This is a genomic window from Facklamia sp. P12945 (genome assembly GCF_050409485.1).
Lineage (GTDB): Bacteria > Bacillota > Bacilli > Lactobacillales > Aerococcaceae > Facklamia.
The window spans coordinates 65,883-81,514 of record NZ_JBNUPJ010000001.1; the positions used below are offsets into that span (position 1 = coordinate 65,883).

The window sequence follows — 15,632 nt, forward strand, 5'->3', positions numbered from 1 at the left end:
GATCGTTTAGGAGGTAAAGTGTGGAACTGAAAACAATCAAAGCATCTGACTTTAAACAGATGTTTATAGCAGGTGCCGAGCGCCTGGCTGAAAATGTTGACTTAGTGAATTCGTTAAATGTCTTTCCCGTGCCTGATGGAGATACAGGAACTAATATGAATATGACTTTCCAATCAGGTGTTGAGAATATGCGTAATTCTACTAGTCATCATGTTGGAGAATTAGCAAATGCCGTGGCCAAAGGACTGTTAATGGGGGCTCGAGGAAATTCAGGCGTTATCTTGTCACAAGTTTTCCGTGGCTTCTCAATGGCAATTAAAGATTGTGAAGAATTAAATGCCAAAGACTTTGCTAAGGCTTTTATTGGTGGTGTGGAATCAGCTTATAAGGCAGTGATGAAGCCAGTTGAAGGAACCATTTTAACTGTTGCTAGAGAATCTGCTGTAAAAGGTGAACAAGAAGCTAAGCAAACAGAAGACATCATACAAGTGATGCGCACGATCGTAGCAGAGGCAAAAGAATCATTGGATCGAACACCTGAATTACTACCAGTTTTAAAACAGGTGGGTGTAGTCGATTCGGGTGGTAAGGGGCTTTTATGTATCTATGAAGGCTTCCTTGCCAATCTTTCAGGGGAAGTCATTATCGATGAAGTTGAAGACCAATCTAATGACCATGCCCACGCAATCTTCGAAGAAATGAATGAACACCCAATGTCTATGGATGAGATTACCTATGGTTTCTGTACCGAAATTATGGTAAGAATTGGACAAGGACAGACTGTTAAGAAAGCTTTTGATTATGAAGAGTTTAGACAAACGCTTGATAAAAAAGGTGATTCTTTGCTGGTTGTTGCCGATGATGAAATTGTTAAGGTCCACATCCATACGGAAGATCCAGGCGAGATTATGCAATTGGGTCAAGAATTTGGTGAGTTAATTAAAATTAAAGTCGATAATATGCGTGAGCAAGTTAGAGACTTAGAAGACAAAGAGACTACGCTGCGTCAACAAGCTGTCCCTCAAACTCAAGAAGATTACGCAGTGATTGCTGTAGCTTCAGGTAAAGGCTTGACAGAGCTCTTCCATTCTATTGGAGTAAAGGAAGTCCTTTCTGGAGGTCAGACAATGAATCCTTCTACCGAAGACTTCATTAAAGCAATCGAGCGAGTTAACGCCAAAAATATTATCTTGTTACCGAATAATAAGAATATTATTATGGCGGCTCAACAAGCGGCTGAAGTCAGTGAAGTACCAACGGTAGTTGTGGGCACAAAGTCAATCACCCAAGGAATCTCAGCCATGTTGATGTATGATCCTTCAGTTGCCATTGAAGAGAACAGACTAGCTATGGAAGAGTATGCGCTAAGCGTTGCTTCTGGACAAATTACTCATGCTATTCGAGATACAGAAATTAATGGCCTATCCATTAAAGAAAACGATTTTATGGGTATTTTAGATGGCGATATAATCTTAACCCACACTGATTTAAAAGAAACTCTGATCCAATTGGTTAATCGAATGGTGGATGAATCAAGTGAGTTAGTAACGGTTATTATTGGCGAAGAGGGTGATCATTCATTAGCCCAAGAAGTTGCTGACCATTTTGAACAAACTAACTCTGAGATAGAATTTGAACTTATTCAAGGAGACCAACCAGTCTACAATTATTTTGTAACGGTGGATTAGATTGTTAGAAAATAGCTGATCACCACTTAGTTTCTAGGTGGTGATTTATTTTTTTGCTCAAAGAGGAGGAAGAAGATGGGAAAGTCTTGGTTAGATCCTATCGATCAGCTCAAAGGTGTTGGCCCCAAGACCAGTCTTTTATTTAAACAATTAGGAATTGAAACAGTAAAGGATTTAATGTTTCATTTTCCATTTCGTTTTGAGGATATCCAAGCACGCCAGTTAGAAACTATTCTTGACCAGGAAAAAGTTGTCTTGATGGGAAAAGTTGTTAGTCCAGCTGTGGTCAACTATTTTGGTAGAAAGAAAAGTCGCTTAAGTTTTAAATTGGCTGTAGATGGCTATCAAGTGATAACCGTCTCTTTTTTTAACCAGCCCTACTTAAAGAAACAAATTGAATTAGGTCAAACGCGAGCTATCTATGGTAAATGGCAAGAAAGTAACCAGTCGCTAATGGCCATGAAATTAATTAATCCGTCAGCAGGTGAGGACTATGCACCCATTTACCATACTAGCAAGGGACTGAGTCAGGGCCAGATTGTCAAAGCCATCAAGCAAGCCTTTGTTGATTATCAAGAAAGTATTGAAGAAATCATTCCGACTTATTTAAATCAACAATTTAACTTAATAAATCTGAAGGAAGCACTTTGGGCCATGCATTTTCCTAAGCAAGATAATGCGAAAAGACAGGCCCAGCGAAAGATCATCTTCCAGGAGTTCTTTCTTTACCAATGGCGCTTACAAAGCGCCAAATTTAACCGCTTAAAAACTAAGGGTATTCAAATCCACTATCAAGTTGAAGAATTACGACAAATTATCCAAAGCATCCCTTTTGAATTAACGGATTCACAAAAAAAGGCGGTTAATGAAATTTGCCGCGATCTTTTATCACCTTATCCAATGAACCGTTTATTGCAAGGAGATGTAGGTAGCGGTAAGACCTTAGTTGCCTTCTTGACCATGATTGCTAGTGTGCAAGCAGGTTATCAAACAGCCTTGATGGTTCCAACAGAAATATTAGCTCAGCAGCATTATCAATCTTTTAATCAATATTTTGAAAAGAGTGGTTTTCATGCAGAAATATTAACTTCTGAGAGGCAAGTTTCAGAAAAAAAAGCTGTTTTACAAGGTCTAAAAACAGGACGCATCCGATTGATTATCGGTACCCATGCTTTAATTCAAGAGGGAGTAGATTTTAAATCACTCGGCTATATCGTTATAGATGAGCAACACCGCTTTGGTGTTGGCCAAAGACAGAACTTATTAGAAAAAGGTCTGGCTGGTCAAGAAGCCAATGTCCTGCAAATGACAGCAACTCCCATACCCAGAAGTTTGGCTCAGACCCTTTATGCCGACCTTTGCGTCTCAACCATGGAAGGTCTACCGCGTGGAAGGGTTGAAATTAAGACACAAGCCGTTAGTGATAAGCACATTGCCACAGTCTATGACCGTATGCAAAAAGAATTAGATAAGGGTCATCAAATCTATTATGTATTGCCTTTAATTGAAGCCAGTGAATTTATGGAACAAGTTGAAAATGTACAAGAGACTTGTCAACGTTTAAGAGAAAAATTTCCACGAGTTACAATCGATAGTTTGCATGGTCAATTGAGTAAAGAAGAACAAAAAGAAGTGATGAAAGCTTTTAAGGCTCAAGCAATTCAAATTTTAGTAGCAACCACTATGGTTGAAGTCGGTGTGGATGTACCGAATGCAACGGTCATGGTCATTCAATCAGCCGAACGTTTTGGTTTAGCCCAGCTCCATCAGTTAAGAGGGCGGGTAGGGCGAAGCTCATTACCCTCTTACTGCTTTTTAATTGCCAACCCAACGACCCAACAAGGAAAAGAACGTCTGATTAAGATGGTCGAAAGTCAAGATGGCTTTGAACTATCAAAAGCGGATATGGAAATTCGTGGCATGGGAGATGTCCTAGGACGAAATCAAAGTGGAATTGCCCAATTTACATATGGACATCCCTTACAAGACGAAGCCATTATGACAGCGGCTTATCAAGCAGTCGACCATTTAATGAGACAACCAGATATAGTGAGTGAGAAAGAAACAAAAACAATTGAAAAGTATACCCAATTAATTAAATTAGAAATTTAGGAGTGGAATTTATGATTAAAATAGCGATTGATGCAATGGGTGGCGACAATGCACCACAAGCCGTATTTGACGGAGTTCTAAGAGCCTTAGATGCTTATAAGGACATCGAAATTCATCTTTATGGCGACGAGAAAGCCCTTAAAAATCTTCCAGATATGTTTGATGACCGTTTAATCCGAATACCGACTACTGAGGTTATCAAAGGAGAAGATGAACCGGTAAAAGCTGTTCGTCGCAAGAAAGATGCTTCAATGGTGGTTGCTGCCAAGGCGGTAAGAGAAGGTAAAGCAGATGTACTGCTTTCGGCTGGGAATACAGGCGCCTTATTAACAACCGGCTTATTGGTGGTTGGTAGAATTAAAGGTGTCGATCGACCGGGATTGATGCCGGTCATCCCAACCATTAATGAGAAATCTCCTCATTTAATTTTAATGGATGCCGGAGCCAATGCGGAATCAAAAGCAGAGCACCTCTTACAATATGCTCAACTAGCTAGCTATTATGCTGAGAGTGTTTTAAAAATAGAGCAAGCAAGAGTAGGGCTTGTTAATAATGGAACAGAGGCTGGTAAGGGAGATGAATTACGTAAACAAGCTTACCAACTCCTCAATCAAGCGAGTGGTTTAAATTTTGTAGGCAATATTGAAGCCAAAGATCTTTTAAATGGGCAGGTAGATATTGCGGTGACAGATGGCTTTACCGGTAATGCTATCCTAAAAACATTGGAAGGAAGCCTAAAATCCATCTTCAAATTACTCAAACGAACTCTAAGTGAGAGTAGTATCACCAATAAAATTGGTGGCCTTCTCATTAAACCCTCATTAAAAAAGATGGCTGAAAATTTTGATGATAGCAAGCAAGGAGGAGCAGTCCTTTTAGGGGTTAAAAAGCCAGTAATTAAAGCGCATGGATCAGCAGATGACATCGCCATTTATCATGCTATTCGACAAGCTCGTGAAATCGTTTTATCAGGTTTTTCCGAAGAAATAAGCACTTTTTTTGAAAATAGTGACAAAAATGATAGACAGATTAGAAAATAATCGTTATTATAATATAACCGGCATTGTGGTATAACTTTTTAATTAAGGAGTGGAAAATTTGAAGACAGAAACATTTGAAAAAGTTAAAACTTTATTAGTAGAGCATTTTGATCTTACTGAAGATCAAGTAACTGAAAATCTAACCTTTGAAGACCTAGGCGCCGATTCTTTAGATATGGTGGAATTCGTGATGGGGATTGAGGAAGAATTTGATATAGAATTCGAAGATGAAAAAATTGAAAAGCTCTCAGATATTAAGGACGCCGTTTCTTATATCGACCAATTACGATCAGAAAAATAAATGGATGTCATAGTCATTGATAAAGGAGGCCTCAAATGGAATCAAAAGAGATATTATTAGAAGTTAAAGATTTGCACACTGGTTTTCGCATTAAAGACCAGTATTTCGATGCTGTCGATGGGGTTTCTTTTACCCTAGCGCGTAATGAAAAGTTAGCCATTGTTGGGGAGTCAGGCTGTGGAAAATCAACCCTGGCCACTTCAATCATAGGCTTACACAATCGCATGAATACAAAAATTACCGGGGAAATTAATTACAAGGGTGATAATCTCGTTAATTATGATGAATCAGATTATGACAAAATTCGCGGGAATGATATTGGCATGATCTTCCAAGACCCTTTAGCGTCATTAAACCCTTTAATGACAGTAGGTGAGCAGATTGAAGAAGCTTTGTATTATCATACCAAGTTAGATGGACAACAACGAACTCAGCGCGTACTTGAATTACTCGACCAAGTAGGTATTGAAAACCCTCAAAGAATGGCCAAGCAATATCCACATGAATTATCAGGTGGAATGCGTCAGAGAGTAATCATTGCCATTGCATTATCTTGTAAACCACCAATAATTATTGCAGATGAGCCGACAACTGCTTTAGATGTAACTATTCAAGCACAAATTTTGGATCTTTTGAATGAAATTCAAGAGGAAACCGAATCAGGAATTATTTTGATTACTCACGATTTAGGAGTAGTTGCAGAGACGGCTGATCGAGTAGCAGTTATGTATGCAGGACAATTTGTTGAAGTTGCAAGTGTCGAAGAACTCTTCAATGATCCGAGACATCCTTATACCCGCTCACTCTTAAAGTCCATTCCGCAATCCAATGATTTAGTTGATGAAAAGGGCGATCTACATGTAATACATGGGGTTGTACCTCCATTAAACCGTTTAGAACGCAAAGGCTGTCGTTTTGCTCCTCGTATTCCTTGGATTCCTGAAGAACATCATGAAGAGCATCCAGTTCTCCATGAAGTAAAACCAGAACATTGGGTACGTTGTACTTGTCATGAACACTTTTATTTCACTGAGGAGGTGGACTAATGTCAGAATTTCTTACAATTGAAAACTTAAAGGTTCACTATCCAATTCGATCCGGTTTCTTTAACCGTATCACTGACCATGTCTACGCAGTAGATGGTGTGGACTTAAGCTTTGAGGCAGGAAAAACTTATGGCCTGGTGGGTGAATCAGGCTCAGGTAAATCAACTATTGGAAAAGCTATTATCGGTTTAGAAAAATTGACCGAGGGTAAAATTATCTATGAAGGGGAAGACGTTTCGAATGCTGCATCCAGTCGCAGGTCAAATTATCGGCGCAATGTTCAGATGATCTTCCAAGATTCATATTCTTCTTTTAATCCGAAGAAGAGGATTCTAGATATTATGGCGGAGCCCTTGCGTAATTTCACCCATTTAACGATTGAAGAAGAAAAGAGAAAAGCAAGTGAACTCTTAGAAATAGTCGGTTTGACTTCAGAAGCTTTAGTCAAGTATCCGCATGAATTTTCAGGAGGACAAAGACAAAGAATTGGGGTAGCTAGAGCTGTTGCGCTGAACCCTAAATTAGTCATTGCTGACGAACCAGTTTCAGCTTTAGACTTATCGGTTCAAGCTCAAGTCTTAAACTTTATGAAACGTATTCAAGAAGAATTTAATGTTTCTTACTTGTTTATTTCGCATGATTTAGGCGTGGTGAAACACATGTCTGACGAATTGGCCATTATGTATCGTGGAAGATTTACTGAATATGGCTCTAATTATGAAATTTATAAAAATCCTCAACACATATATACTAAAAGGCTTTTATCAGCTATACCGCATGTTGATCCAAACAATCGAAGAGAGCACCATATAGAGCGTCTCCGAGTGGAGAAAGAATATCATGAAAATGCCAGTCAATATTTTGAGGAAAGTGGACGGGTCTATGATCTGAAGAAGATTAATGATCACCACCAAGTGGCTTTAAAAGAAGTCGGCTTTGCTCAAAGAGAGGAAGTGAAATAAATGTGGAAGACGATTTTAAGAAGGGTCATTTTAATGATTCCTCAAATTTTTCTTTTAAGTATCATTGTCTTTGTTTTGGCTGCTTTGATGCCAGGGGATGCGTTGACGGGTTTACAAGATCCAAATGTGGACCCTGCTCAAATAGCAGCCATGCGGGAGCAACTAGGACTAGATAAACCGTGGCCAGAGCGTTATGTTGATTGGATTACTGGTATCTTTCAAGGTGATTGGGGACGGTCTTGGCATCACCGTCAACCGACTCTAAAGATTATTGGTCAAAGAGTTTGGCCCACCTTACAATTATCTTTATTAACAGTGATCATTTCGTACGGAATCGCTTTACCATTAGGTCTGTTTTCTGGTCGTTATCAAAATTCCGTTTTTGATAAAACCGTTAACTTATATACCTTTGTAACTTATGCTATTCCATCTTTCGTATTGGGTTTATTTATGATTTGGTTATTTGGTTATATTCTTGGCTGGTTCCCTACAACTGGAACAGTAGACCCGGGTCTTGAGCCTGGAACGCTTGATTTTGCTTTGTCAAGATTTAAACACATTATTTTACCAGCTATTACAATGGCACTTTTATCAACAACCTCTACTATTCAATACTTAAGAACAGGAGTCATTGATGCTAAAACGGAAGATTATGTTCGCACAGCTAAGGCTAAAGGCGTTCCAGAAAATGTTGTTTATCGCAAGCACATCTTCCGGAATTCAATCCTACCAATTGCTGCCTTTTTAGGCTTTACCATCACTGGTTTGTTAGGCGGATCTGTCTTCACTGAGACAGTCTTTAATTATCCAGGAATGGGAAAATTATTTGTCGAATCAATCGCTTTACGTGATTTTTCTGTAATGATAGCTATTACATTGATCTACGGATTTACAACCCTTTTAGGTTCGTTATTATCAGACATCATTATGGTTTTTGTTGACCCTAGAATTCGAATTAAATAGGAGGTGGAATAATGGCTGAAAATAATACACAGGTAACAGTAAATGAAGAACTATTGCAAGACCAAGTTTCCACTCCACCGATGGGTTGGGAAGTTATTCGTCGAGAGTTTGCACGTGATAAAATTGCTGTTTTATCATTAATTCTTTTATTAATTATTGTCGTAGCGGCGGTCTTATCAGCATTCTTTATTGATTCCGATGCTGCAGGCATAGTTAACATTTTTGACCGCTTTACACCGCCAGGCGAAAAAGGCTATCTTTTAGGTACCGATGAGGGTGGAAAAGGCATTTTTGAACAGCTTTTACTAGGAACAAAAAATTCCTTAATTATCGCTTGGGCTGTCACTATATTAACAGCAGGTTTTGGGACGATTATTGGTTTGATTGCCGGTTATTATGGGGGTCGAGTGGATGATTTTATTATGCGTGTGGTAGACTTTTTAATCGTTTTACCGAGAATCATGATTATTATTGCGGTCGTAACAATCGTTAAACGCTTCGACCCTTGGACTTTGATTTGGATTATATCTTTATTTGGTTGGATGGGGCAGACCCGTTTGATTCGAACAGCTTCTTTATCAGAAGCATCCAAGGATTATATCAAGGCATCAAAAACCATGGGGACTAGAGATTGGAAAATTATGCTCGGCTCCTTATTACCGAATCTTTCTTCGCTAATGATCACCAACTTAACCCTATCCTTTGCCGGTAATATCGGTTTAGAAACAGGACTTTCTTTCTTGGGCTTTGGTTTGCCTGTTGGAACACCTTCTTTAGGAACGCTAATTGGTTACGCTAGAACACCAGATATTATTGAAAATAAATGGTGGGTTTGGTTGCCAGCTGCCTTGTTAGTATTGATCATGATGTTATCAATTAACTATATCGGACAAGCTTTCCAACGTGTAGCAGATTCAAAACAAAGAAGAGGATAAAAATTTTAAGAGCTTTACCCTTTATTTACTTTAGCGTTAAGCGATGAGTAAGAAGTGGGGCTCTTTTTTTATGAGAAAATTTTAATCTTACAGAAAAGTTTTCGTTTTGAAATTTTATTATATCTTGTAAGTGCTAAATAAAAATCAAAAGATTTTTCTGCTAGAAATTACTAGTTGGGTCATAAGCTTTAAAATAATGAAAAGACATTTTCATGAAAAACCTTTAAGACAAGTGAGCTTTGGAAACTTTTCATAAATAAACCCCTAATAAAGCTTGTTTTTATTAGAAAAAGATAAAAATATTAAAAAAAAATTAGAAAAGACTTGATTTAATCATATAATTTCTATATGATAGGATTATCACATTTAGAGGAGGCTTAGTATGAGAAAATCATTAGAAAAACATCTTATACAGTTTATGACAACAATGACAATCGGTTCCTTGGTATTGAGTTCCCTACCTATGGTCCAAGCTGAGGAAGCAGATGGAGAAGGAGCCCCCGCACCGGACATTTCGACTTCTGTAGAGCATGAAGGTGAAGTCATGGAGGGTGGAACACTTAAGGTAGCCTTTGTTTCCGATACCGCATTTGCAGGTGTCTTCAATAATATGTTTTACACAGGAAACCCAGATGCAACCGTAATTGCTTACTTTAACCCTGGCCTATACGGCTACGACAATAACTTCAAGATCGATGATTCCGGTTTTGCCAAAGTGGAAATGGATGTTGAAAATAAACAAGTAACTATCACAATCCCAGAAGGAGTTAAGTGGGATGATGGCGAACCGATTACGATAGATGACGTTATTTTTCCTTACTATGTAGTAGGACACCCTGATTATACCGGCATTCGTTATGGTAGCGATTTTGAGAATGTGGTAGGAATGGACGAGTATCATAACGGCGAAGCCGAGGAAATTTCTGGGTTGGAACGTGTCGATGATTATACCCTAACCGTTACTTATAAGGCTTTTCCGAACTCAATGGTTCAAGCTGGTGGAGGAATTTCTTCTTATATCGAACCTGAGCATGTCTTTGAAGGTATCGAAGTAGCTGATATGGAAGACTCTGCACCTGTACGTGAGAAACCAGTAGGCTTTGGACCTTTTAAGGTGGAATCAATGACACCAGGTGAAGCAGTCACTTATACTGTAAATGAAAATTATTATAAGGGGCGTCCTAAATTAGATGGAATGACGATGAATGTCATCAACCCTAATTCAATTGTTGCTGAATTAAAGGCTGGTAATTTTGATATTGCAACCTTACCAACTGATAAGTATGATACTTATAAAGATGCAACGAACTTTACTACCATTGGTTATGAGCAGAATGCTTATACATACATTGGCTTCAAGATGGGTAAATGGAATGAAGAAGAAGGTAAAAACGAATTTGATCCTGAATTAGTTACATCCAATAAAGCTCTTCGTCAAGCGATGGCTTATGCCATGGATAATGATTCAGTCGGCCGTGAATTCTATCAAGGATTGCGTCGTGCTGCAGACTCAATGATTACACCAAACTTTGTAGAATACTTAAATCCTGACGTTAAGGCCTATGAATACAATCCAGAAAAAGCTAAGGAAATTTTAGCAGAAGCTGGCTTTAAGGATGTGGATGGTGATGGTCTAGTGGAAGATCCTAATGGCGAGAAATTCACCTTGAACTTCGCTTCAATGTCAGGTGGTGAAACAGCTGCTCCATTGGCTCAGTACTATGTACAAGCATGGAACGCAGTCGGTATTCCTGTAGAGCTATTAGATGGACAATTACTAGAGTTTAATTCTTTCTATGAACGTATTAAGAAGGATGATCCAGAAATACATATTTTCCAAGCTGCTTTTGGTACTGGTGGCGATCCAAATCCAAATGGATTATTTGGTGAACGAGCACAATTTAACTACAGTCGCTATGTGAATGAAGAACATAACCAATTATTAGCGGATATTGAATCAGACGAATCGTTTGATGATGACTACCGTCAAAAAGCCTTCTACGCTTGGCAAGAATTTATGCATGAAGAGCTTCCTGTTATTCCAACGCTTTGGAGATATGAATTAACAGCCGTTAATAAGCGTGTGACGAATTGGGATGTTGAAATTGGAGCAAATCTTGATTGGACACAAGTAGGCTTAACTGCTGAAAGTCCAATTGCTGAATAATTTAAAATTTTAAAAGATGAAGATCAAGCATAGCTTTGCTTGATCTTTTTTTTTATATACGGTATTTCATTTTTGTATTGCTGAATGACTTTGTGTAATCAAGGGATTTTTGGTAAAATCAGTGTATATTTGATAGGAGTCGAAGCCATGCATCAGTTAATAGAACACATCGAAAAAGAATTAAAAATTAAAGTTACTAACCAGAAGATTATTCAGCAAGCTTTCTACCATCGGTCATATATTAATGAGCAAGGTGAGAACTTAATTCAGTCCAATGAACGATTAGAATTTTTAGGCGATGCTGTGCTTGAGATTCTGGTTAGTCAATTTTTATATGGACAATACCCCCATAAGCCTGAAGGAGATCTTTCACGCATGCGAGCTCAGCTCGTCAGGGAACCAAGCCTGGCTTATTTAGCTAGACAAGTAGACTTTCCTCAATTTATCCAATTAGGTAAGGGGGAAAGATTGTCGGGAGGTAAAGAAAGAGATTCCATTTTAGCAGATACATTTGAAGCCTTTTTGGGGGCAGTTTATTTGGATACTGGTATGGATATGGTTGAAAACTTTCTGAGTAGAATCCTCTTTGATCACCATCAAGAAATTTTGACACTAACCGTGCAAGATTATAAGACCAAGTTCCAAGAAATGGTTCAAGTCAAGGGAACAGTTAAGATTGAATACCGTCTCCTAGCAACCCAAGGACCTTCTCATGCACAAACCTTTACCATTGGGCTGTATTTAGAAAACGACTTAATAGCTAAGGCCAGTGGCAAAAGTAAAAAAGAAGCAGAAATGAAGGCCGCTAAAAAAGCCATTCACCATCTTCAAAAAGGAGTGTAGCTGTTTGTATTTAGAAAGAATCGAAATGACTGGTTTCAAATCTTTTGCTGATAAAACAGTCATTAATTTTGATCAGGGCATGACAGCAATAGTCGGTCCCAACGGTTCAGGTAAATCGAATTTATCTGAAGCCATTCGTTGGGTCTTAGGAGAACAATCGGCTAAATCCTTGCGTGGTAACAAGATGGAAGATGTTATCTTTAATGGTTCACTCGATCGAAAGCCAGTCAATATTGCTAAAGTATCCTTGGTTTTAAATAATGAGGATCGTTATATTGATATGGACCCCAAAACGATTACGATAACGCGTCAATATAACCGTAATGGTGAGAGTTATTTTTTTATCAATCAAAAAAATGTTCGCTTAAAAGATATCACTGATTTGCTGTTGGATACAGGCTTAGGTAAAAATTCTTTCGCCATGATTTCCCAAGGTAAAGTCGAGTCCATCTTTTTAAGTAAACCAGAAGAAAGACGAGGAATTTTTGAAGAAGCAGCTGGTGTACAAAAATATCAATACCGCAAACAAGAAGCTCAAAGAAAATTGCTGCGGTCACAAGACCATTTGAACCGTGTCAGGGATATTTTACATGAATTAAAAAATCAACTGCAGCCACTTAAAGAACAAAGAGAAAAGGCTTTGACCTACCAAGAGAAAGCGGCCCAATTGAAAGAAGAAGAAATATCCTTATATACCTTTCAAATACAAGACTTTAAAGCTAAATGGCAACAAGCCAAGGGCCACTACCAACAAATAAAAGCTGAATTAGACCGAGTTAAGAATGATCAAAAAACTTTTTCGCAATCAATCGATGATAAACAGAACCAATTAGACTTGATAAATCAAAGCATTGATCAAGAAGAGATGGAAAGTCGAAAACTTATCCAATTGATTGAGAGATTAAAGGGCCAAATTGAAGTGTTTCAGCAAAAAACGCTTTATGCCAATCAATCCAGTCAAGAAAGAAAACTAAATCAAGATCGCTACCAAAATCAATGGGTTGACCACCAAAAACAACAAGAGGCCCTTAATCAAAATTTAAACTCATTAGAAGAAGGTATTCGAAAAGCAAAAGAAGAAGTAAAAGCATATAATCAACAACTTAATGACTTTCAAGCGCTAAAGAATGAAGAGTTAGATCAGTTAAGGGGAGAATTGATTGACTATTATCGTCAAGAGTCGGCTATAAAGAATCGCTTGCAACAATTTGATAAATTTAGCCAACAATTCGATCAACGCAAGGAAAGCTATCAAGACCAAATCAAGGAAAATCAAATTCAAATCCAAGCTCTTGAAGACCAAGAAGTTAGCTATCACGATCAAATAAAACAAGTGAAAGCAGACTTAGAAAGCCTTCAAACTGAAGGGGAAAAGGCCCACCAAGCATTGGATCAAGCCCAAGCCAATCGTGATCAATTAAGGAAAGTAATCTACCAAGCAGACCACCAAATCCAAATGCTCCACTCCAAGTATCAAAGCTTGCTACAAATGCAAGTGGAATATGCCGGCTATTACCAAGGAGTCCGAGTCGTGATGAACCACCGTGATCAACTACAAGGAATCATTGGAACGGTAGCCGAATTAATCGAAGTTGAAAAAAACGATCAAGTTGCTATCGACATTGCTTTAGGAGCTGGTTTGCAAAATATTGTTGTAGAAAATGACCAAGCTGCTAAGCAAGCTATATCACTTTTAAAAAACAAAAGAGCCGGACGAGCCACCTTTTTACCAAGAAGTAATATGAAAGCTCGGACCCTAAAGGCCCATCACCAAGAGCTACTCCAACAAAACCAAGGAGTGGTGGGGATTGCTAGTGAACGAGTTTCTTATAAAGCAGAAAATCAGCGAGTGATTCAGCAGTTATTAGGGTCTACAGTGATTGTTGATACACTTGAAAATGCCCAGTCACTTGCTAAGGCTAGCCATCAACAGTTAAAAATCGTAACACTTGAAGGCGACTTGATCCTTCCTGGAGGCTCTGTTACAGGGGGAAGAAATAAGCATAAGTCACAATCTGTAATGGGGCGCTCTCAAGAGATTGCAAGCCTTGAAAAAGAGTTGAAAGAACTAAAAAAGAGTCAAAAAGAACAAGTGGCAACTTTTGAAAGGTGTGATCAGAAGGTTTCGCAATTTCAAACGGCTTATCAAAAAGCTTTATCAGATCACCAACAACTTAGTCAAGACCACCAAAAATTGCTGAATTTAATTGAAAATATACAGTCACAGCGAGATCAAAAAAATAAACATCTATTGATTTTAACCGATGAATTCAAGCAAATGACTCAAGATTTTGAGACTTCTCACCAAGATTTTCAAGCAGCTGAGCAAGACTTACAAGCTCTAAAGGCTAAAATTGAAGAAGTCCATCAAACCATTCAATCCATGCAATTGTCTCAATCGGAAAAACAAATGAAGATTGGGCAACTTCAAGCCGACTTGAATGAAAGCAAAACCAATTTAGTGCTTTTGGAAATGGAAACCAAACAAAAAAGAGAAAGCCTGCAAAATGAAATTAAGCAAGCACAAAATTTAGAAGAATTAATTGCTTCCAGTCAACAGTTAGAAGAAAGTGACTGGAATGAAGTTCAAAACTTAGAAAAATCAATCAGTCAATTTAAAATGGATTTAAGCCAAGCAGAAGGCGATTTAGACCAAGTCAACGCTGATTTAAGCGTTCTACGCCAAGACCGCCAGAGTTTAAATGAAAGTTTAAGGAGTCATCAGCAGGCCTTAAAAAATAGCGAAGATCAACTTCAAAATCAATACCAAGCAGAGGCCAAATGCCAAGCTAAGATTGAAAGATATGAAGATCAGATGGATCAAGATTTACTCTATCTTAATGAAACCTATGCCTTGTCGTTCGAAGCAGCTACTCAATTAGCCCAGCCTGTAGAATCTGTTGCTCAGGTAAAAGAAGTGGTTAAAAAGTTGCGTAAGGAAATTGATCAATTAGGACCTATCAACTTAGCAGCAATTCAAGACTATCAAGAAGTGGATGAACGTTATCAATTGTTATTTGAGCAAGAAAATGACCTGTTAACAGCTATGGAGCAGCTAAATAATACCATTGATGAAATGGATTCAGAAGTGGGTAGTCGCTTTAAAGAAGCCTTTCAAGCTATTAACCATCAATTTCAAAAGACCTTCACTCGTTTATTTGCTGGCGGTAAGGCTAAGTTAGAATTAACCGACCCGACCGATTTATTAACTACCGGTGTCGATATTATTGCTCAACCACCCGGTAAGCGTAAGCAAAACTTAGCCCTCTTATCAGGAGGCGAAAGAGCTTTAACGGCCATTGCTTTATTATTTGCTATTTTGGAAACAAAGACCGTTCCATTTGTGGTTCTAGACGAAGTGGAGGCAGCTTTAGATGATGCCAATGTTTACCGTTATGGGGAATACATTCAAAACTTTACCCAAGAAACGCAATTTATTGTCATTACCCACCGCAAAGGGACCATGGAATATGCCGATATTCTATATGGAGTGACTATGGAACAAACCGGTATTTCTAAACTAGCAGCGGTGAAAATGAATGATTTTGTAGCATTAGACCATCAGGAGTAGATAA

Annotated in this window: 11 protein-coding genes; all 11 read left to right on the forward strand. The window is 38.3% G+C overall.

All coding sequences use genetic code 11. The features are described 5' to 3' along the window. Positions 1-20: 20 nt before the first annotated feature. Positions 21-1,688, forward strand: a complete 1,668-nt coding sequence (locus ACQV2X_RS00320) for a DAK2 domain-containing protein (protein ID WP_428873751.1) — start codon at positions 21-23, stop codon at positions 1,686-1,688. Positions 1,689-1,763: 75 nt separating this feature from the next. Then, complete coding sequence (gene recG / locus ACQV2X_RS00325; RefSeq protein WP_428894145.1) at positions 1,764-3,800, forward strand: ATP-dependent DNA helicase RecG; 2,037 nt, start codon at positions 1,764-1,766, stop codon at positions 3,798-3,800. 14 nt (positions 3,801-3,814) lie between these two features. Further along, entirely contained in the window at positions 3,815-4,840 is a 1,026-nt protein-coding gene (gene plsX, locus ACQV2X_RS00330) for a phosphate acyltransferase PlsX (protein WP_428873768.1), read from the forward strand. Positions 4,841-4,898: 58 nt separating this feature from the next. Continuing rightward, the gene (acpP, locus tag ACQV2X_RS00335) at positions 4,899-5,141 is read left to right on the forward strand and encodes an acyl carrier protein (RefSeq protein WP_428874816.1); all 243 of its coding nucleotides are present in this window, start codon (positions 4,899-4,901) and stop codon (positions 5,139-5,141) included. Positions 5,142-5,176: 35 nt separating this feature from the next. Continuing rightward, positions 5,177-6,187, forward strand: a complete 1,011-nt coding sequence (locus ACQV2X_RS00340) for an ABC transporter ATP-binding protein (RefSeq protein ID WP_428873748.1) — start codon at positions 5,177-5,179, stop codon at positions 6,185-6,187. Next, positions 6,187-7,149, forward strand: coding sequence for an ATP-binding cassette domain-containing protein (locus ACQV2X_RS00345; RefSeq protein WP_428873747.1), 963 nt, complete (start codon positions 6,187-6,189; stop codon positions 7,147-7,149). Before ACQV2X_RS00340 ends, ACQV2X_RS00345 begins: the two co-directional genes overlap by 1 nt. Beyond that, on the forward strand, positions 7,150-8,112 hold the full coding sequence (gene opp4B, locus ACQV2X_RS00350) for an oligopeptide ABC transporter permease (protein WP_428873745.1): 963 nt from the start codon (positions 7,150-7,152) through the stop codon (positions 8,110-8,112). Between the two features lie 11 nt (positions 8,113-8,123). Beyond that, positions 8,124-9,047 (forward strand): ABC transporter permease, encoded by a 924-nt coding sequence (locus ACQV2X_RS00355; protein ID WP_428873744.1) that lies wholly within the window; start codon positions 8,124-8,126, stop codon positions 9,045-9,047. A gap of 382 nt (positions 9,048-9,429) precedes the next feature. Continuing rightward, positions 9,430-11,214 (forward strand): oligopeptide ABC transporter substrate-binding protein, encoded by a 1,785-nt coding sequence (locus ACQV2X_RS00360; RefSeq protein WP_428874813.1) that lies wholly within the window; start codon positions 9,430-9,432, stop codon positions 11,212-11,214. 147 nt (positions 11,215-11,361) lie between these two features. Further along, positions 11,362-12,057: a ribonuclease III gene (gene rnc, locus ACQV2X_RS00365; RefSeq protein ID WP_428874811.1), complete on the forward strand. Its 696-nt coding sequence runs from the start codon at positions 11,362-11,364 to the stop codon at positions 12,055-12,057. 4 nt (positions 12,058-12,061) lie between these two features. Next, entirely contained in the window at positions 12,062-15,628 is a 3,567-nt protein-coding gene (gene smc, locus ACQV2X_RS00370; RefSeq protein WP_428894146.1) for a chromosome segregation protein SMC, read from the forward strand. Positions 15,629-15,632: the final 4 nt, after the last annotated feature.